This window comes from Micromonospora sp. NPDC005173 (genome assembly GCF_040608515.1).
In the GTDB taxonomy this organism is placed as follows: Bacteria; Actinomycetota; Actinomycetes; order Mycobacteriales; family Micromonosporaceae; genus Micromonospora.
The window spans coordinates 217,956-237,187 of sequence record NZ_JBEXIK010000005.1 but is presented as its reverse complement, the minus strand read 5'-3'; the positions used below and the strand labels follow the sequence as shown (position 1 = coordinate 237,187).

The following is a 19,232-nucleotide window of genomic DNA, read 5'->3' as shown; positions in this document are numbered from 1 at the left end:
CGCCATGGCACTGCACCCGGAGATCGCGAAGGTCATCGCCAGCCTGCCCGCTCCGCCTCCCGGTCCCCTGGACCCGGAGGCCATGCGCGCCGGCGAGGAGGCGACGGTTCCCCCGCTGGACGAGCGGCTGCCGCTTCACTCCGTCGAGGACACGACCGCCCAGACCCCGGCGGGCGACGTGCCCGTGCGCATCTATACACCGGTCGACGCCGAGGCGTACGGCCTGCTGGTCTACTTCCACGGCGGCGCCTTCTTCCTCGGCAGCCTGGACACCCACGACCACGTCGCGCGCTCGCTGGCGAAGGAGACCGGGCTCAAGGTCGTCTCCGTTGGCTACCGCCGGGCGCCCGAGGCTGCCTTTCCGGCTGGCCTCCAGGACTGCTACGCCGTAGTGCGCTGGGTCGCCGATAACGGCGAGCGCCTCGCCTGGGACGGCGCCGCTCTCGCCATCGCCGGCGACAGCTCGGGCGGCACCTTCGTCGCGGCCGTCGCCGCGATGGCCCACGACGAGGGATTCGATCGCATCACGCACCAGGTCCTCTTCTACCCCTCGCTCGATCTCGACTTCGACGTCGACCGCTACGCCTCGCTGCGCGAGAACGCTGTCGGCTACGGCATGGAGACGGCAGGGCTGAAGCCGTTCAACGCCTTCTACCTCGACAGCGGCGCCGACCCCGCCGACCCGCTGGTCTCGCCGATCAAGCGGGCCGACCTCACCGGGCTGCCGCCCGCGCTGATCGTGACCGCGGAGCACGACCCGCTGCGTGATGAGGGCGAACTCTACGGCCAGCGCCTCAAGCAGGCCGGAGTCGACGTCACGGTGAGTCGCTACGCGGGCGCCGGCCACGGATTCGTGCAGCACTTCTCCTGGCTCCCGGCGTACCACCGGGTCTTCGAGGAGACGGCCGCCTTCCTGCGGAGCGGGTCATGACGCAGGTGGACGTCCACCCCCTGGTCTCGCCGTGGGGTCGGTTCGGTCTGTACAGCTTCTTCATCGACGCCCCCGAGCCGGCCATCGTCGACACCGGGATCGCCTCCTCGCCCGCCGAGGGCATGGTCCCCGCGCTGGAGGCCATCGGGCGTCGCATCGAGGACGTGCGCTGGATCCTGCTGACCCACGGCCACATCGACCACGTCGGCGGCGCCCGCGCCCTGTGGGAACTCACCGGTCGGCGCGCGCAGGTGGTCATCCACGAGGCCGACGCCGCGATGCTGCGCTCGCGCCGGGCGCACGTGGACGAGTACCTCCACGGTCGGGCGCGGTACCTGAACGACCCCGAGGGCGAGGCGAAGGTGACGGCCGCGGCCAACGCGGTCATCTCCGGCGAGATGGAGCCGACCATGCTGCTCAAGGGCGGTGAGACCCTCTCGCTCGGCGGCGACGTCACCGTCTCCGTCCACCCGATCCCGGGCCACACGCCCGGATCGGTGGCCTATGTGATTGACGGCCAGCGCTCCGCGTTCGTCGGCGACGCCGTCCAGGTCCACGGGGCCGCCAACGGCTTCCCCGGCTACGTCGACCCGGTCGCGTACCGCGCCAGCCTGCGGTACCTGCGCGACGAGGTCCGTCCGCAGCGCCTGTACCTCGGGCACCCGTACCGCCGCGCGGACGGCATGCCGTACGGCGTCGAACTCGACGCCAACCAGGCTCGGGAGGCGCTCCAGGGGAGCCTGGACCTGGAGGTCGCCGTCAGCGAGGCGGCCTGCCGCTGTCTTCAGGACGGCCTGCAGGAGACGGACTCGCCGTACTCCCCGTTCGCCCCTGTCGCCGAGCGGCTCCGGTACACCGGCGACCCCACGCTCGAGCCGTCGCCGTTCTTCACCTCGATGCACGGCTACCGCACGCACTGCAACCAGAACTCGTAACTGAGGACAAGGAACTTCGCACTCATGGCTGACTTCCAGACGATCCAGGCGGGCGAGCAGGCGATTGCCGTCCGCAAGGAGCTGCAGGTGCCGATGCGCGACGGGGTCACCCTCGCCGTGGACGCCTACCACGGTATGGAGGACAAGCCGCGGCCGGCTCTGATTGCGATGAGCGCCTACGGCAAGGAGTTGCAGGCCCTCGCCCTCACCCTGCCGCCGCAGCGTCGCCCCAGCCCGATGTGGGACGGCTGTATCGAGGCTGGCGACATCGCGCGCGTCGTCAAGGAGGACTACGTCCACGTCATCGGTGACATGCGTGGCACCGGCGACTCCGGCGGCGCGATGATCGGCAACTACAACTTCGGTGGTGTTTCCCAGGGTCAGGACCTGTACGACCTGATCGAGTGGGTTGCCGAGCAGCCGTGGTGCGACGGAAACATCGGCATGATCGGCATCTCCTACTTCGGGTCGATGCAGGTGCTCGCCGCGGCCGAGCGGCCGCCACACCTGAAGGCGATCTTCGTCAGCGGCGGCCATTTCGACTTCTACGAGACCACGTACCACGGCGGCATCATGTGGTTCATGCCGCGGGCTGCCCGCGAGGGACGCGGTGGCGACTCCGGCATCGCGCATACCAACGTCAAGTCCCGTATGCAGGAGGTCTACTCACCGGAGGAGCTCAAGAAACTCGTCGACGAGCGGCTCGGTGACCCGGACGTCGCCGCGTGGCCGAACCTCGTGCACGTGCTGAAGTACCCGAAGAACCGCGAGCTCTGGTTCGACATCGTGATGAACAACCTCGACGGAAAGTGGTACGAGGAGCGCAACCCCATCACGCTGGCCGAGAACATCGACATCCCGGTCTATCTCCAGATCGACCAGGGACGCGGCTGGACGGTGGACAGCCACATCGAGCTGTTCAACCTGCTGAAGGGTCCCAAGAAGCTGGACATCGGCTCCTACCCGCCGATGCAGTCGCGCCCGTGGATCGAGGAGCACGACAAGATGTTCCGCTGGTACGAGTACTGGCTCAAGGGCATCGACAACGGCATCAAGGACGAGCCGGCCGTGAGCGTCTTCGTAGAGGGCTCGCGCGAGGTGGTCACCGCAGAGCAGTGGCCGCCGAAGGAAGTCGAGTACAGGCCGCTGTACCTGCGACCGCGCCACAAGCTCTCCTCGCAGCCTGAGCTGATGGGCATGGAGCACGCCGCCCCGGACGGCTTCTACCAGGCACCGCTGACGGTGACCGACAAGGTGGAGACGGTCAGCTGGAGCACCGCGCCATTCGAGGAGCCCACGGAACTCATCGGCGCCGGTGCGGCGCACCTGTTCGCCGAGATCGACCAGGACGACACGAATTTCATTCTGCGGCTGTGGGACGTCGCCCCGAACGGAAGCCGCCAGCTGATCACCACAGGTTTCCTCAAGGCGTCGCACCGCGAGTTGGACGACCGGACGACCGAGGGCAACCCGTACCACCCGCACACCCGCGCCGTGCCGGTGGAGCCCGGCAAGATCGACGAGTACGTCCTGCGGCTCTACCCGTTCGCGGCGACGTTCAACCCCGGCCACCGTCTGGTGGCGGAGCTGTCCAACGACGAACCGCTGGCCGACGCGCACAACGCGCTGCTGCCACCGGACTCGTTCCACCTCCCGGTGGGTCGCCCCGTCACCCACAAGATCTATCGCGACGCCGCCCACCAGTCCCGACTCATGCTGCCGTTCACGGTGCGCACCGCGGCGGAGAAGAGGTAGGCGGGCATGGCATTCGTCTACGCAGCGGTCCGCACTCCGTTCGGCCGGTTCAACGGAGCGCTGGCCGGCGCCCGTCCCGACGACCTCGCAGCGACCGCGATCACCGGCGTGCTCGCGAAGGCGCCGGCGCTGGACCGGGCCGAGATCGGCGAGATCGTGTGGGGTTGCGCGAACCAGGCTGGCGAGGACAACCGGAACGTCGGCCGGATGGCCGGACTGCTCGCCCGAGTGCCGGTGTCGGTACCTGCGACCACGGTCAATCGGCTGTGCGGCTCGTCGCTCGATGCGGCGATCGTCGGGTCCCGCACGATCGACACCGGTGACGCCGATGTCGTGCTTGTCGGCGGCGTGGAGTCGATGACCCGGGCGCCGTGGGTCCTGCCAAAGCCGGACCGAGCATTTCCTGCCGGCAACACCACCGCCGTTTCGACGACGCTCGGCTGGCGTCTGGTCAACTCGCGGATGCCGTCGGAGTGGACGGTGTCGTTGGGGGAGTGCAACGAGCAGCTCCAGGAGCGGTTCTCGATCTCAAGAGAGCGGCAGGACGAGTTCGCTTCGCGCTCGCACCGGCTCGCGGCGGCGGCCTGGGACGAGGGCTTCTACGACGACCTGGTGGTTCCGGTCGACGGCGTCGACCTGACCCGCGACGAAGGCATCCGCGCCGACTCCACGCCGGAGAAACTCGCCAGTCTCAAGCCGAGCTTCCGGCCCGACGGCACGATCACGGCTGGCAACGCATCACCGCTCAACGACGGGTCGGCGGCGTTGCTGCTCGGCTCGGAGGCCGCTGCCGCGCAGATCGGGCTTGACCCGGTTGCCCGGATCGTGGGGCGTGGTGCGTTCGCGCTGGAGCCGCAAGCCTTCGGGTTCGCTCCGGTCGAGGCTGCCAACAGAGCACTGGAACGGGCCGGCATCGGCTGGGATCAGGTGGGTGCTGTCGAGCTCAACGAGGCGTTCGCCGTCCAGTCGCTCGCGTGCCTGGATGCCTGGAAGGTCGACCCCGAGATCGTCAACGTCAAGGGTGGTGCGATCGCAATCGGCCATCCGCTCGGCGCCTCGGGCGCCCGCATCCTCGGCACCCTCGCCAAGGTGCTGGTTGCGAGGCGCGAGCGGTACGGCGTCGCGGCGATCTGCATCGGCGTGGGCCAGGCACTCGCCGTGGTCCTTGAGAACGTCACTGGAGGAGCGGCGTGAGCAAAGCGCAGATCTTCGCATCGCCGGACGAGGCGGTGAGCGTCGTCAAGGATGGCGACACCGTTCTGGTGGGTGGCTTCGGCCTCGCCGGCATGCCGTTCGACCTGATCGATGCCCTGATCCGGCACGGCGCGGGCGACCTCACCATCGTGTCCAACAACGCCGGCAACGGCGACGTGGGCCTGGCCGCACTGCTGAAGGCCGGCCAGGTGCGGAAGGTCCTGTGCTCGTTCCCACGGCAGGTCGACTCCTACGTCTTCGACGACCTCTACCGCCGTGGGGAGATCGAGCTCGAGGTCGTTCCGCAGGGCAACCTCGCCGAGCGGATGCGGGCGGCCGGGGCGGGCATCGGGGCGTTCTACTGCCCGACGGGCGTCGGCACGCCGCTCGCCGAGGGCAAGGAGACCCGCACAATCGACGGACGTGACTATGTCCTCGAGTATCCGATCAAGGGTGACGTCGCCCTGATCTCCGCTCACACTGCCGACACCATGGGCAACCTCGTGTACCGCAAGACCGCCCGGAACTTCGGCCCGGTGATGGCCACGGCCGCCACGACGACCGTCGTCCAGGTCTCGTCACTCGTGGACGCGGGGCAGATCGACCCGGAGGTCGTCGTCACCCCGAGCATCTACGTCGACCGGGTGGTCCAGGTCGAGCCACGTCACTACACCGTGCGGGGAGCCCGCTGATGCCACTCAATCCCGACCAGCTCGCAGCCCGGGTCGCACAGGACATCGAGCCGGGCAGTTTCGTCAACCTCGGCATCGGTCAACCGACCAAGGTCGCCGACCACCTGCCGGCCGAGATCGGCATCGTCCTCCACACCGAGAACGGCATGCTGGGCATGGGCGCAGCGGCTGTCGGCGACGAGGTCGACCCTGATCTCACCAATGCCGGCAAGGTACCGGTCACCGAACTGCCCGGCGCGGCGTACTTCCACCATGCGGATTCCTTCGCCATGATGCGCGGCGGCCACCTCGACGTGTGCGTCATGGGCGCCTTCCAGGTCTCGGCGAGCGGGGACCTCGCCAACTGGGACACCGGCGCGCCCGGCTCGATCCCCGCCGTCGGCGGCGCGATGGATCTGGCGATCGGCGCCAAGCGGGTCTACGTGATGATGACGCTCTTCGCGAAGGACGGCAGCCCGAAGCTCGTGCCCACCTGCACCTACCCCCTCACGGGTGTCGGCTGTGTCAGTCGTGTATACACCGACCACGCGGTGTTCGAGATCACCCGCGACGGTGTTCACGTGATCGAGTCGTTCGGCACCTCCGTCGAGGAGCTGCGGGCTCGGCTGGAGGTCGCTTGTGACTGACGTCCACATTCTCAATCGTCGGTAAAGCGATGTCTGGCATTCTTGCCCGGTGAACCGACACCGGGCCAGGCCCCCGAACCGGGTGCTGGCCGGCGCCGACGTGGCGCTCGTGGGCCTGTTTTCGGCGCAGGACAACGAGTTCGGTGCCAAGCTCGATCTTCTGGCGACCGCAGTGGAAGCACACGGTGGTCGGGTGGTGAGTCGGCACGTCCAGCGGCGGGGCGTCTCTCGCGGCGGTGTGGACAAGATGACCACTCCCTTCTCGCGACGGACGTTGCTCAGCCCGGGTAAGGCACGCGAAGTCGCCGACGCGTGCCAGGCGTCCGGAGTCGGCGTCGCGGTCTTCGCGAACCCGTTGACCGAACATCAGCGAGCTGTCCTCAACGAGATGTTCGACTGCCTCGTCATCAGCAACGAGGACCTCTTCGTAGGCCCGGAGGTCAGGCCAGCAGACGTTCCCGCATCCTCGCGCCCAGATTGATCCCAGCTACCGCCCGAGGGCCGGTCGGATCGTGCACGGCGAGGGTGTTGTTCCGGCGCATCAGCTCACGGACCGGAGGTGGCAGCCGGGGCGGGTCATCCATGGCCGCCAGGACCTTCGCGGCGCTGGAGATCAGTCGATCGGCCAGGGCGGCGGCGTCGGTGTCTACCCGCACCCGGCCGTACTCCCAGCCGGCGGTGGTGAGGTCGAGCACCTCGAACATGTGGGTCAGGAGCGGGTTCGGGTCGGTCACCCGGTCGAGCCGGGGCGCCTGGCTGCCGACTACCGCGACGGCGGCAGCCACCTGCGCGTACGGATGGAAGCCGCACGGCAACGCGAACAGTGGCCACCGCAGGGCCGGGCCGGCCTCCATCCACAGCGGCCGGTAGTTCCGGCGGTGCACCAGGAGCCGCCGGCCCGTCCGTCGGTGTATTTCCTGGGCCTGGGTCTTCAGGTCCGCGTGGGCCTCGTCGGCGACCTGGCTCACGATCCGGGCTGCCACCACCAAGCCGTCGTCGCTGTTCAGCATTCCGGTGACGGCCTCGACCTGCTCGGAGAACCGGATCTGCGCGCCGGCGCCGTACCGATACTGGACGTCCCGTAGCAGCGCCTCCTGCCGCCCCGCATCGAGCTGGACCCGCCCGCCGCCCAGCAACCGCCGGAGCCAACGCATTTCGCCTCGTTTCAGCCAAGCCGTCCCAGACCGCGGCAATGCTAGTGCGTCGGACCTTCCTCGTCCGGTGACGGGGTGGCAGAGCGACCTCTACGCAGGACGACGCGGTGTTACCGGCGACGCGGCGTGATCAGTCCCGACTCGTACGCCCACACGACCAGCTGGGCACGGTCGCGGCAGTGCAGCTTCATCATGGCCCGGTTGACGTGCGTCTTGGCGGTCAACGGACTGATCACCATGCGCAAGGCGATCTCGTCGTTACTCAGCCCTCGGGCGACGAGCTCGACGATCTCCTGTTCGCGGGCGGTCAGCACGTCGCGTCCGGCGGCTGGCTCGGCCGGCGGTGGGCCGGCCACGAACTCGCTGATGAGCGTACGTGTGACGGCCGGGGCGAGCAGCGCGTCGCCGCGAGCCACGACAGCCACTGCCTGCAGCAGGTCGGCGGGGTCGGCGTCCTTGAGGAGGAAACCGCTGGCGCCCGCGCGGAGTGCGGCGAAGACGTAGGAGTCGAGCCCGTAGTTGGTGAGGATGAGGACGCGGATCGCGGCGAGGTCGGGATCAGCGGCGATGCGCCGGGTGGCTTCGATGCCGTCGAGTCCCGGCATCTGCACGTCCATGAGCACGACGTCCGGGCGCAGGCGTCGCGACAACTGGACGGCCGACGTGCCGTCGGTGGCCTCGCCGACGACCTCCAGGTCGTCCTCGGCGTCGAGCAATGCCCGGAATCCGGCCCGCATCAGAGCCTGGTCGTCGGCGAGCAGGACCCTGATCATGCCGGCTCCTCCCTCCGGTCGGAGCCGCCACGATCCGTGGCTGACTGAGCTGGTTGGACCTCGCGCAAGCGCTCGGTCATGCCTGACCGTCCAGCGGGAACGTGGCCCGTACCGTGAACCCGCGGTCGTCGTGGGCGGCGGCTCGCAGTGTGCCGCCCACTCCGGTTACCCGTTCCCGCATGCCGCGCAGGCCCACACCCGGTGTCACCGGCCGGACCGGCGACGCCTGGCCGTCGTCGGTCACCGAGACGGTCAGCTGCGCCGGGGCGTACTCGACGTGGACCTGGGCGGTGGCGGGGCCGGCGTGGCGGGCCACGTTGGTCAGGGCCTCCTGGACGACGCGATATCCGGCCTGGTCGACCTCGGCGGGCAGGTCCCGGGGTTGACCCGTGACGGTCACCTGCACCGGTACGCCAGCGGCCCGGGTCCGTTCGGCGAGCTCGCCCACCCAGGTCAGCCCGACGCGGTCCTCGTCGGAGGGTGAGCGCAGAACGCCCAGCGTGGCTCGCAGTTCCCGCATCGCGGCGCTGCTGGCCTCCTGGATCGCCAGCAGCGTGGCCGAGGGCTCCTCGCCGTGCTTGCGGGCCAGGTGCACGGCGATCCCGGTCTGCACCTTGATCACGGAGATGTTGTGGGTCAGCGAGTCGTGCAGATCGCGGGCGATGCGCAGGCGCTCCTCCCCGGCGCGGCGCAACGCCATCTCCTCGCGGGTGCGTTCGGCCTCGATCGCCCGCTGCTCGACCTGTTCCAGGTACGCCCGGCGCTGCCGCGCGACGAACCCGGCGACGTTGGCCGCCACAAACCAGCCCAGCAGCAGGGCGGTCCGCTCGGCGATCAGCTGGCCGGGTTGGCCGGCGGGCGCGACCGAGATGTCGCGGGCCAGGAAGCCACCGAGGAAGACGACGCTGGCCAGGGCGGCGGCCGATCGGTGCCCCCGCCAGGCGGCGACGTAGACCGCGCCGAGGACGGGGAACGCGGCGGACACCCCGGAGTGCACCCGGACGTGGAGGGTCAGCATGGCGACGGTCACCACGCTCAACGCCACGACCGGGTACCGCCGGCACACCGCCAGGGCTGCCGCCATGGCCAGGACCAGGAGGACGTCGACAGCCCCGACCGTTGCGGCGTCCGGTGCGAGCGCGGCGTTGCCGAGCAGGAGGCCGCCGAGGGCGAGGCCGCTGAGGACGTACGGCAGGTCGCGGCGCATGGTCGAACTGTAGAACGGCCGTCGTCAGCGGAGCATCCCGCGCCCGCAGTAGATGAGGCGTACTGCGGACGCGGTATCGGCGGCCGGGCAAGTGTCTGCGGCGGCACGACGTATTCCCGGCCCGTCGAGGCAAGCATCGAGCTCATGACATACCGCTTCTTCACCCCCAACCCCGCGAAGGCGGCGACCGGTCTCACCGCGGAGGTCTACCGGCAGCTGTGGGACGACTTCATCGGGCCGGTGCCCACCTTCCAGGCGCTCTCGCCCGTACCGGAGGTGCTGGCCGCCACCTGGGCGCTGATGCGCGAGGCCCTGCTCGCCGGGGACGCGTCCCGGGTCGACCGCGAGCTCGTCGCGTCGACGGTGTCCCGCGCCAACCGCTGCCGGTTCTGCGTCGACGCCCACGTGATGCTGCTGCACGCGCTGGGCGAGCACGCGTTGGGCGAGGTCATTGCCCAGGGCGGGACGCCACCCGAGCCGAGGCACGCCGAGCTCGCCGGCTGGGCGGAGGCAAGCCGCAGCCCGAAGGCCGCCGGCTGGACCAGCCCGTACGGCCCCGAGGTCACCGGCACCCTGCTCGCCTTCCACTTCATCAACCGGATCGTCTCGGCGCTGCTCGACCCGGATCTGCTGCCCGGCGGCCTGCAACGCTCCCCGCTGGTGCGGTCGGTCGGAGGTCGGCTCTACGCCAAGACGGCCCGGGGGCCGAAGGAGCCCGGCCGCAGCCTCTCGCTCGTCGACGCCGGCACGACGGCGCCACCGGCCTGGGCGGGGGACAGCCCGGTCGGTGTCGCGTACCTGGCGCTGAGCAACGCCGCCACCCAGTGCGGGGACCTCCTGGGCGACGTGGCGCGCCAGACCGTCACGGCCACCGTGCGCTGGGAGGACGGGCGGTACCCGGCCCGGCCCTCGGACTGGGCCGTCGACCTGGTCCGGGACGTGCCCGGCACGGACCGCGTCGGGACTCGGATCGCGTTGCTGGCGGCGTTCGCTCCCAGCGCCATCAGCGTGGGCGACGTCGCCCTCTGGCGGCTCTCCCATCCGGCCGACGCCGACCTCGTGCGGCTTGTCGCGTACGGGGCGATCACGGCCACCGATCACGTCGCCCAGGCCCTGGCCTCGGCACACCTCTAGGAGGTCACCATGCGCAAGGCATTCGTCATCACCAGCATTCTGTTGCTCGTCTCGTTCGTCCTGCAGTTCGTCTTCGCCGCCGTGGGCGGGTTCACGAAACCCGCGGGCGACGGCGCCTATGTCCTGCACAGCGTCAACGGCATGGCGGTCATCCCCGTTCTCTCCCTGCTCACTGCCCTGTTCGCCGCGCTGGCGAAGGCGCCCGGCCGGCTCGTCGGACTGGCGATCCTGCCGATCGGCCTCGTCGTCGTGCAGGCGCTCATCGCCATGCTCGCGAACGCGTCCACCGACCCGGCGGGCGCCAGCACCCCACTCGGCCTGACCATCGCCGGGCTGCACGCGGTCAACGGAATCGTGGCGGTGCACGTCGTGGTCAGCGTGGTTCGGGCGGCGCGACAGCTGGCCAGCCCGGCGCCGGTCGACGCCACCCCCGTGACCGTCCGGGAAGCAGAGCCGGCATGACCACCGGCTCACTGCTCGCGGCCGACCTCGTGATCGCGGTCCTCGCGGCCGCCGGATGGCTGGGCGGCGGCGCCGCGTCGGCCGCCCGGCGCCGCCCGCTCGCGCTGGGACTGGCCGCCTTCGCGCTGCTCGCCACGCTCGCCCGGGCGATCACGATCACCGCGCTCGCCCGCGCCGGCTGGTGGTTCGCGGCGGAGAAGGTCCTCATCGCCGCCCCACTGTCGCTCGCGGCGGTGGCCGTCGTCGGGCCGCGGCTGCTGAGGCTGCCGGGCGACATCCGGTCCGTCGCGGTCCCGCTTCTCTTCGCCGGGTACGCCTCGAGCAGCGCACTGCTCGTGACGCTCCTGCACGGCTATCCGGCGTCGGCGGGCACGGGACTGCTAGCGGTCGCCGGGGTTGTCGCGGCGACCGCGGTCTCCTGGCGCGCCCTCGGCGCGCGCCCGTCCCGTTTGGTGTCCCGGGCAGCCCTCGTGGTGGCGGTCGCGGCGCTGGTGACCGGAACCGGGTTAGCCGCCGCCCCGGCCGCCGCGCCCGGCGTACCCCATGATCACGGATATCGGGATGCGCGGACCGCCGACGAACCCACCAGGCGGTTCGCCCTGACGGCCGGGACCACCACGGTGAGCGCGAGCGGCCGGGACGTCGCGGCGTGGGCGTTCAACGCGCAGGTTCCCGGGCCGGAACTGACAGCCACCGTCGGCGACGTCCTGGAGGTGACGCTGCGCAACCGGGACATCGAGCGAGGCGTCACGCTGCACTGGCACGGGTACGACGTGCCGAACAGTCAGGACGGAGTGCCGGGCGTGACGCAGGCGGCGGTGCTGCCCGGACAGGAGTTCGTCTACCGGTTCCGCGCCGACCAGGCCGGGACGTACTGGTACCACACGCATTCGGTCTCCGACGTCGGCGTCCGGATGGGTCTCTACGGTGTCCTGGTGGTGCGCCCGGCGCCGATGACCGGCGTCGACGTCACGGTGCCGGTGCACACGCTGGCGGGCCTACCGCTGCCCGCACCGAGAACCGAGCCGGTCGAGGCGGGTGTGCCCGTGCGGCTGCGGCTGATCAACACCGACAGCACGACGCACCGGTACGCCCTGGCCGGGACGGCATTCCGGGTCGCCGCGATCGACGGATCCGACCTGCAGGGCCCTACGTCGCTCGTGGACACCGCCGTGCTGATCCCGGCCGGGGGTCGTTACGACCTGGTGTTCACCGCCCCCGCCACGCCGGTGGCGCTGTTCGTCGACGGACGGGCGGTCTACTCGACCGGACCGGTGTCGGCGGCGACCGCCGCGTGGCCGGTGCTGGATCCGCTCACCTACGGCGTCGGTTCTCCGGTGCCGTGGTCCCGGTTCGACCGGGAGTTCACCCTCGTGCTCGACCGCGGCCTCGACCTGCACCGACTGCTTCCGCGATACGCCCACACCGTCAACGGCGCGGCCGATCCGGACATCCCGTCGCAGGTCGTCCGCCTCGGCGACGTTGTCAGGTTCACGATCGTCAACCGGTCTCAGATCGTGCACCCGTGGCATCTGCACGGCCATCACGTCCTGGTGCTGTCCCGCAACGGAAAGCCGGCGACCGGAAGCCCATTGTGGCTGGACTCCTTCGACGTACGCCCCGGCGACGTGTGGGAGGTGGCGTTCCGGGCCGACAACCCAGGAGTGTGGGCCAACCACTGCCACAATCTGGGGCACGCCGACGCCGGGATGATGCTGCACCTGATGTACTCGTGATCCTCAGGAATGCGGGACTGACCGCCGTGCCCAGGTCGGTGTCCAGACCTCGGCGTCGGGTGCCTCCGCCCGTCTGGAGTCGAGGTAGTCGCGAAGCTTGCGGAGCGCGGGATGCGGGTTGTCCGCACGCCAGATCATCGACATCGGGTAGATCGGGGTCGGACCACGCACCGGGATCCGCCGCAGGTCGTAGCTGTCCGGCCACAGGTACCGCGAGCCTTCGCCGACGAAGGTCGCCAACTCCGGGGAGTCGGCGATCTCCGCCAGCAGAGCCTCGTTTCCGAAGATGGGCCCGACCACGTCGATGGTGAGCCCGAACGCGGCGGCGAGTTCGTCGTAGTAGTCGGCCCATTCGGTGCCGGGGGCCATGCCGGGCATCCAGATGCGATGTCCGGCAAGGTGAGCGGGCGTGACGGCGCGCGCGTTGGCGAGCGCATGGTTGGGCCCGACGAGGAGCTGGTGTGGGTCGTCGATCACTCGGGCGGCCTTGATCGCGCCGGGCAGATGCTGCGGGGGAGTGGTGACAGCGTGGAAGCTGGCGTCGATCGTCCCGGCCTCGACGGCGGCGATCGCGGCGTCGACGTCGGCATTCAGGGTCACGACATCCAGCTCGATCTCGGGGTGCAGACGGTAGAAGTCCTGCAGACGTACCGCCGGCGCTATCCGCCGGTTGACGACGTCGACGCGTAGGGCGCGCCGGCCAGGGCGCACGGACGCGTCGGCGCGCTCTGCCACCCGCAGGAGTTCACGGGCGTGGGGCAGGAACGCCTGGCCGTCGATCGTGAGCTGGACCCCGCGGGCCGTACGGGTGAACAAGCGCACGTTCAGGTCGTTCTCCAGCGCGGCGACGCGCTTGGAGACGGCCTGCTGGGTGATCGACAGCGCGGCGGCGGTTTCCTGGAACTGGCCGGCGTCCGCAGCGGCGACGAAGGTGCGCACGGCGTCGAGATCCACGCGAAGACCCTAATCGCACAACAGACGGTTGTGGCTCGCCGCCAGTTCAGTTGTTTGACCCGTCGTCCCGGGCCTTGCTTTGCTCTCCAGCGATCAACGGCCGGTTGTCGAAGCGGGAGGCGCGGAGCGTGGTCAGACGGCGATCCCTGGGCCGACAGTTCGGATGGCTGTGGGCGGCCTACGCGGCCAGCGCCTACGGCTCGGCGCTGGGGTTCGGTGCGTTCCCGCTGATCGCCGTACTGGTGTTGGATGCCAGCCCCGCTCAGGTGTCCGTGTTGTCCGCGGTGGGGCCGGCAGTGGGCGCGCTGATCGCGCTGCCGCTCGGGCCGTGGGTGGAGTTCCGCCGTAAGCGGCCGGTGATGATCGCGATGGACCTGGCCCGGTTCGCGGTCATGCTGACGATCCCGGTCGCCTACGCCTTCGGCATGCTCAGCTTCGTCCAGCTACTGATCGTCTCGGCCGTGGTCGCCGCAGCCAAGATCGCCTTCAGCGCGGCCAGCGGCGCCCACCTCAAGGCCCTCGTCCGGCCAGAAGACCTGCTGGTGGCCAACGCGCGGTTCGAGTCGACGACGTGGAGTTCCATCGCCGTCGGCCCGCCGCTGGGCGGAGCGGCGATCGGCCTGTTCGGGCCGGTCACCACCGTGGTGGCCGACGCACTCAGCTACCTGTTCTCGGCGCTGGGCATCACGGCGATTCGCGGTCGCGAAGAACACCCGCAGCGAGCCGAGAAGCGCCGGGTACGTGCCGCCGAGTTGCTCGACGGCTGGCGACACCTCCTGAGCCATCCCGGCCTGCGGGCGCTCTACCTCAACCAGCTGCTCGTCAGCGGACTGATCATGGCCACCGAGCCGCTGTTGGCCGTGCTCCTGCTCCGCGAGCTCGGATTCCCACCCTGGCAGTACGGCCTCGCCTTCGCCGTCCCCTGCGTCGGCGGACTCATCGGCTCACGTCTCGCCCGCGGCGTCGTGGCGCGGTACGGCCAACACCGAATCCTCCGTACGGTCGGTACGCTGCGCGCGGTCTGGCTGATCGGCCTCGCCTTCGTGCAGCCGGGTGTCGCCGGCCTCGTGACCGTGATGACTGTCGAGCTCGCGATCATCATCAGCATGAGCCTGTACAACCCGGTACTCGCCACCTACCGGCTTGAACACACGCCCAACGACCGCATCGCCCGTACCCTTTCCGCCTGGTCGATCAGCAGCAGCGCAGCCATCGCCATCCTCAGCGCGCTCGGCGGACTGCTCGCCAGCGCCACCAGCCCACGCACGGCTATCGCCGTCGCGGGACTGCTCATCCTCGCCAGCCCGCTGCTGCTACCCCGCCGCCAGGACTCCGTGACCCGGCTGTCGAGCAGGTCCGATCAGTCGTCGCCGGCGGGCGTGTGAGGCGGGCGGCCTACCGGCGCAGGGTCTCGACCGTCACCTTCGCCGCCTGCGCGATCAGCTTGTCGTCGTACTCGGCGTCCTTCTCGTCGCGGGTCGAGAGGATCGCGAGCACGATGGGGGCGCTGTCGGGGGGCCAGACGACGGCAATGTCGTTGCGGGTGCCGTACCCGCCTGAGCCGGTCTTGTCGCCGACCTGCCAGGCGGCCGGGACGCCGGCCCTGATGAGCTTGTCTCCGGTCGTGTTCCCCTTGAGCCACGCGGTCAGCACCGTGCGGTCTTCGGCGGAGAGCGCATCGCCGAGAACGTACGCGCGGAGGTCGGTGGCAAGGGCCCGGGGAGTGCTCGTGTCGCGCTGGTCGCCGGGGGTCGCCTCGTTGAGGTCGGTCTCGAACCGCTCGGGATCGGTGACCTGGTCGCCGAGGTCGCGTAGGGCCCGCTCGAAGCCAGCCGGGCCGCCGAGCCGCTTCAGCAGCAGGTTGGCGGCGGTGTTGTCGCTGTACCGTACGGCGGCGTCACCCAGTTCGCGCGGCGTCATCCCCTTCCCCGCGTGCCGCTCGGTGATCGGCGAGTGGGTCACCAGGTCGGCCCTCGTGTACCGGACCACCTGGTTCAGCTCGGCAGTCGAGGTCGCGTCCAGCACCGCGGCGGCGGCGAGCGCCTTGAAGGTCGACGCGTAGGCGAACCGCTCGTCGGCGCGATGCTCGACGGTGCGGCCGGTGCCGGTGTCGATGGCATAAACGCCGAGCCGAGCGTCGAACTCCGCCTCGAGGAGGGCGAAATCCGGCCTGGCAGCGGGCGCTGAGGGGGAGGTGGCGACGGGGCTCGACGGAGAGTGCGACGGGGAAACGGTCGGCGCTTCTGCTGCCGAACAGGCGGCGAGCGCGAGCGCGGTGGTGGTCGCCACGGCAGCCCGGCGGGTCGCGAGAAGCACGGTTCGTGTTCCTTTCGTCGGTTGACGCCCCGGACCGGTTTTGCCGTTAGTTGCCCGGGGCAATAGGAGGGCGACGACAATCCTCTGGAGGGACGGCTCTCGTGGAAGTTACCGGCTTCTTCACCGCCATCATCATCGGTCTGATCATCGGCGCGCTCGGGCGGCTGGTCGTACCAGGCAAGCAGAACATCCCGATCTGGCTGACCCTGCTCATCGGTGTGGTCGCCGCGATCCTCGGCACCCTCGTCGCTGGCGCCGTCGGCGTCGACGACACCAGTGGGGTGGACTGGATCGAGCTGGTCCTCCAGGTCGTCTTCGCCGCTATCGGCGTGGCGATCGCCGCCGGCGCCTACGGCCGCCGCCGCGTGCACTGATCTTCGCGCCATCGCGACGGCCCGACCCCGTTCAACAGGGTCGGGCCGGCGCCCGTTGTGCGGGCTGTGCGGCCTCGTCTGCTATCGGCGTCATGGCCGAGGCGCCCGATTGCCGCCATGGTGGAGGAGAGCACGGCGGCGCTGGCGGGCGGAACGCCTTGTCTCTCACGTGGACTGGCCGGGTGGCGTCGATCCGCTGCCTTCTATACCGTGGCACGGTTGCGGGAGTGCCTTCCTCGATGGGGCGGTCCCGCGACCGGATTGTGCGTACGCAGTTGAGACGGGGGTTCGTCGTGACCATGGATCCGCAGGCGACCGGCCGGCCTGAGGCTGGCCAGGTCGACGTGCAGCAGAAGCTTGACACGTCGGTGCCGCATTCGGCGCGGATCTGGAACTACTGGCTCGGCGGCAAGGACAACTTCGCGGTCGACCGCGAGGCCGGCGACCAGTACCGGCAGGTCTTCCCCGGCGTCGTCGACGTCGCCCGTGCCTCCCGGCAGTTCCTGGTCCGTTCGATCACGTTCCTCGCCGGTGAGGCGGGGGTTCGCCAGTTCCTCGACGTCGGCACCGGGCTGCCGACGGCCGACAACACCCATCAGGTGGCGCAGCGGATCGTGCCGGAAGCGCGGATCGTCTACGTCGACAGCGACCCGCTGGTGCTGGTGCACGCCCGTGCGCTGCTGATCAGCACGGCCGAGGGCAGGACCGCCTACATCGACGCCGACCTGCACGACCCGGCCGCGGTCATCGCCGAGGCCGGCAAGACGCTCGACTTTCAGCAGCCGATCGGGCTCATCCTCAGCGGTGTCATGGGCCACGTGCCCGACTACGAGACGGCCCGGTCGATCACGCGCCAGCTGCTGGCGCCGTTGCCGAGCGGCAGTTACCTCTCACTCAACGACGGCACGAGCCTGATCAGCCCCGAGATGCAGCAGGCGCAGGACGACTACAACGACAGCGGGGCGACCCCGTACACACTGCGCTCGCCCGACCAGATCGCCGGGTTCTTCGATGACCTGGAATTGGTGGAGCCCGGCGTCGTACCGTGCCCGCAGTGGCGACCCGACGACGCGGTCGACACGCCCGTCGACATCGACGCCTTCGGCGGGGTCGGCCGCAAGCACTGAGGACTCCCGGGGGCGGCCTGTGGGAAGCGGAGCCAGCACGACCGCCCGCCTGCGCTGAGCTGGCGGGCGTGGTAACCGCGCTCGGTGAAGACCGCGCGTGCGGCGGCCACGATCGCCCCGCGATTGTCAGCCGAAGCAGCCGGGCCGCGGTTGACCTGACGTTTGTCACCGAGCACACTGAAAAGTGTGACCGGACGACATTGTCCGGTTAGGGGAGGCTGCCGATGACCTTCGACAGAACCTATGACGTAGTCGTTGTGGGCACCGGTGCTGCCGGCTTTGCCACCGCTCTGGGTGCGATCGACGAGGGTCTTTCAGTACTGATGCTGGAGAGCACGGCGAAGTGGGGCGGCAACAGCGCGAAGTCCGGTGGCGGCATGTGGTTGCCCAACAACCCGCTCATGCGACGCGACGGTGTGGGCGACTCGCGCGCCGAGGCGCTGACCTACCTCGAGGCCACTGTCGGGGACGAGGGCCGTTCGACCAGCCGGGAGCGCAAGGAGGCGTTCGTCGACGGTGTCGCCGACTTCGTCGAGACCGCGCAGAAGTACGGCATGGAGTTCGTACGCGCCGCCGAATACTCCGACTACTACCCGGAGCGGCCGGGCGGAAAGATCGGCCGCTCCATTGAGCACAAGCCGTTCAACCTACGCAAGATCGGCAAGTGGTGGCACTCATCGCAAGCACCCGCGGCGATGCCGATCCTCACCGACGACGTGTGGTTGCTGGGCCGGGCCTGGTCGACGCCCAGCGGCTTCCGGCGTGGTGCGCAGCTCGCCTTCCGCGCGGCAGGCGGCCTGGTTCGCGGTGCGAAGCTCGCGGGCATCGGCGCCGGCCTGACGGCGTCGTTCCTCAACGTCGTGGTGGTCAAGCACAAGGCCGACCTGTGGCTGGAGTCGCCGCTGGAAGATCTTGTTGTCACGGACGGCCGGGTCGTCGGGGTGCGCATCACCCATGAGGGCGGGCAGCTCACGATCGGCGCGCGCCGCGGCGTGATGCTCGCAGCCGGCGGCTTCGACTACAACCGCGAGTGGCGGCGGAAATACCACGGCATCGACGGCTCCCCGTCTGGTGCACCGGGCAATCTCGGCAAGCCGATCGGCATCGCGATGTCTCACGGCGCGGCCACCGAACTGCTCGACGACGCGTGGTGGGGAGCGTCCGTCGCCGCGACAAGCGCGTCCGAGCCGTCGTTCATCGTCGGCGAACGGTCGTTCCCATTCTCGATCATCGTCGATGCGCGGGGCGATCGGTTCGCCAACGAGTCGGAGTCGTACGTCGACCTCGGGCACCACATGCTCGACCACGACAAGGCTGGACCGTACTGGATGATCGCCGATCGCCGGCATGCCCGTCGTTACCTTCGCAGCTACCTGCTGGATCCCAAGGCGAAGCGGGCGATGCGGCGCGAGGGGGTGCTGTTCAAAGCAGACACGCTGGAGGAGTTGGCGACGCTGATCGGCGTTGATCCGGCCTGCCTGACCGCGACGGTCGAGCGGTTCAACGGCTTTGCCCGCGCCGGTGTTGACGGCGACTTCGGCCGCGGCAACTCGGCGTACGACCGCTACTACAGCGACCCGCTGGTCCACCCGAACCCCAATCTCGGCACGTTGGAACACGGGCCGTTCACCGCCGTTAAGGTCGTCATCGGGGACCTCGGCACCAAGGGCGGCGTGGTCACAGACGCCGACGGCCGCGCCCTGCGCGAGGACGGATCGGTGATCGAGGGGCTCTACTCGGCCGGCAACAACTCAGCCTCGGTGATGGGCAGGACCTACCCGGGCCCCGGCTCGACTATCGGCCCGGCTGTGGTGTTCGGGCTGCGCGCCGCCCGCCACCTGGCACACGGGAGATAGGGAGAC

19 protein-coding genes are annotated in these 19,232 nt (G+C 69.9%); 14 read left to right on the top strand and 5 right to left on the bottom strand.

The features are described 5' to 3' along the window. The first annotated feature begins 4 nt into the window (after positions 1 to 4). The 7 genes from ABZV00_RS09765 to ABZV00_RS09735 are packed head-to-tail and all read left to right on the top strand — an operon-like array spanning position 5 to position 6,614. A complete protein-coding gene (locus tag ABZV00_RS09765; RefSeq protein ID WP_355603603.1) occupies positions 5 to 931 on the top strand; it encodes an alpha/beta hydrolase in 927 nt (308 codons plus the stop codon). Continuing rightward, positions 928 to 1,866 carry an MBL fold metallo-hydrolase gene (locus tag ABZV00_RS09760; RefSeq protein WP_355603600.1) on the top strand — a complete coding sequence of 313 codons (939 nt, stop codon included), beginning with the start codon at positions 928 to 930 and terminating at the stop codon, positions 1,864 to 1,866. The genes ABZV00_RS09765 and ABZV00_RS09760 overlap by 4 nt, the downstream gene beginning before the upstream one ends. Positions 1,867 to 1,890: 24 nt before the next feature. Next, positions 1,891 to 3,621 (top strand): CocE/NonD family hydrolase, encoded by a 1,731-nt coding sequence (locus ABZV00_RS09755; protein WP_355603597.1) that lies wholly within the window; start codon positions 1,891 to 1,893, stop codon positions 3,619 to 3,621. 6 nt (positions 3,622 to 3,627) lie between these two features. After that, positions 3,628 to 4,815: a thiolase family protein gene (locus ABZV00_RS09750; RefSeq protein WP_355603594.1), complete on the top strand. Its 1,188-nt coding sequence runs from the start codon at positions 3,628 to 3,630 to the stop codon at positions 4,813 to 4,815. Further along, positions 4,812 to 5,507 (top strand): 3-oxoacid CoA-transferase subunit A, encoded by a 696-nt coding sequence (locus tag ABZV00_RS09745; protein WP_355603591.1) that lies wholly within the window; start codon positions 4,812 to 4,814, stop codon positions 5,505 to 5,507. Before ABZV00_RS09750 ends, ABZV00_RS09745 begins: the two co-directional genes overlap by 4 nt. Next, positions 5,507 to 6,133, top strand: coding sequence for a 3-oxoacid CoA-transferase subunit B (locus ABZV00_RS09740; RefSeq protein ID WP_355603588.1), 627 nt, complete (start codon positions 5,507 to 5,509; stop codon positions 6,131 to 6,133). The genes ABZV00_RS09745 and ABZV00_RS09740 overlap by 1 nt, the downstream gene beginning before the upstream one ends. A gap of 49 nt (positions 6,134 to 6,182) precedes the next feature. Continuing rightward, positions 6,183 to 6,614, top strand: a complete 432-nt coding sequence (locus ABZV00_RS09735; protein WP_355603585.1) for a hypothetical protein — start codon at positions 6,183 to 6,185, stop codon at positions 6,612 to 6,614. Here ABZV00_RS09735 and ABZV00_RS09730 read toward each other — a convergent pair. From ABZV00_RS09730 to ABZV00_RS09720, 3 genes are all read right to left on the bottom strand, one after another. Next, a complete protein-coding gene (locus tag ABZV00_RS09730; protein WP_355603582.1) occupies positions 6,574 to 7,287 on the bottom strand; it encodes a hypothetical protein in 714 nt (237 codons plus the stop codon). The two genes, ABZV00_RS09735 and ABZV00_RS09730, sit on opposite strands and share 41 nt — an antisense overlap. Positions 7,288 to 7,397: 110 nt before the next feature. Next, positions 7,398 to 8,060, bottom strand: a complete 663-nt coding sequence (locus tag ABZV00_RS09725) for a response regulator transcription factor (RefSeq protein WP_328425279.1) — start codon at positions 8,058 to 8,060, stop codon at positions 7,398 to 7,400. A gap of 76 nt (positions 8,061 to 8,136) precedes the next feature. Continuing rightward, positions 8,137 to 9,267, bottom strand: coding sequence for a sensor histidine kinase (locus ABZV00_RS09720; RefSeq protein ID WP_355603578.1), 1,131 nt, complete (start codon positions 9,265 to 9,267; stop codon positions 8,137 to 8,139). Positions 9,268 to 9,411: 144 nt separating this feature from the next. Here ABZV00_RS09720 and ABZV00_RS09715 point away from each other — a divergent pair, with 144 nt between their 5' ends. From ABZV00_RS09715 to ABZV00_RS09705, 3 genes are read left to right on the top strand one after another with little or no spacing between them, the layout of a single operon-like run. Then, positions 9,412 to 10,401: a carboxymuconolactone decarboxylase family protein gene (locus tag ABZV00_RS09715; protein WP_355603575.1), complete on the top strand. Its 990-nt coding sequence runs from the start codon at positions 9,412 to 9,414 to the stop codon at positions 10,399 to 10,401. 9 nt (positions 10,402 to 10,410) lie between these two features. Further along, entirely contained in the window at positions 10,411 to 10,863 is a 453-nt protein-coding gene (locus ABZV00_RS09710) for a DUF6220 domain-containing protein (protein ID WP_355603573.1), read from the top strand. Beyond that, on the top strand, positions 10,860 to 12,599 hold the full coding sequence (locus ABZV00_RS09705) for a multicopper oxidase family protein (protein ID WP_355603570.1): 1,740 nt from the start codon (positions 10,860 to 10,862) through the stop codon (positions 12,597 to 12,599). The genes ABZV00_RS09710 and ABZV00_RS09705 overlap by 4 nt, the downstream gene beginning before the upstream one ends. 3 nt (positions 12,600 to 12,602) lie before the next feature. Here the strand turns inward: ABZV00_RS09705 and ABZV00_RS09700 are convergent, their stop codons facing one another. After that, positions 12,603 to 13,553, bottom strand: a complete 951-nt coding sequence (locus ABZV00_RS09700; protein ID WP_355603568.1) for a LysR family transcriptional regulator — start codon at positions 13,551 to 13,553, stop codon at positions 12,603 to 12,605. Positions 13,554 to 13,681: 128 nt separating this feature from the next. Between ABZV00_RS09700 and ABZV00_RS09695 the strand changes: the two genes are divergently transcribed. After that, positions 13,682 to 14,938: an MFS transporter gene (locus ABZV00_RS09695; RefSeq protein ID WP_355603565.1), complete on the top strand. Its 1,257-nt coding sequence runs from the start codon at positions 13,682 to 13,684 to the stop codon at positions 14,936 to 14,938. Positions 14,939 to 14,948: 10 nt separating this feature from the next. Here the strand turns inward: ABZV00_RS09695 and bla are convergent, their stop codons facing one another. Next, complete coding sequence (gene bla, locus ABZV00_RS09690) at positions 14,949 to 15,869, bottom strand: class A beta-lactamase (RefSeq protein ID WP_355603562.1); 921 nt, start codon at positions 15,867 to 15,869, stop codon at positions 14,949 to 14,951. Positions 15,870 to 15,970: 101 nt separating this feature from the next. Here bla and ABZV00_RS09685 point away from each other — a divergent pair, with 101 nt between their 5' ends. The 3 genes from ABZV00_RS09685 to ABZV00_RS09675 all read left to right on the top strand — a co-directional run bounded on the left by ABZV00_RS09685 (position 15,971) and on the right by ABZV00_RS09675 (position 19,226). Next, a complete protein-coding gene (locus ABZV00_RS09685) occupies positions 15,971 to 16,243 on the top strand; it encodes a GlsB/YeaQ/YmgE family stress response membrane protein (RefSeq protein ID WP_355603560.1) in 273 nt (90 codons plus the stop codon). Positions 16,244 to 16,542: 299 nt separating this feature from the next. Continuing rightward, a complete protein-coding gene (locus ABZV00_RS09680; protein ID WP_355603740.1) occupies positions 16,543 to 17,370 on the top strand; it encodes an SAM-dependent methyltransferase in 828 nt (275 codons plus the stop codon). A gap of 224 nt (positions 17,371 to 17,594) precedes the next feature. Beyond that, a complete protein-coding gene (locus ABZV00_RS09675; RefSeq protein ID WP_355603557.1) occupies positions 17,595 to 19,226 on the top strand; it encodes an FAD-binding protein in 1,632 nt (543 codons plus the stop codon). Positions 19,227 to 19,232 lie beyond the last annotated feature (6 nt).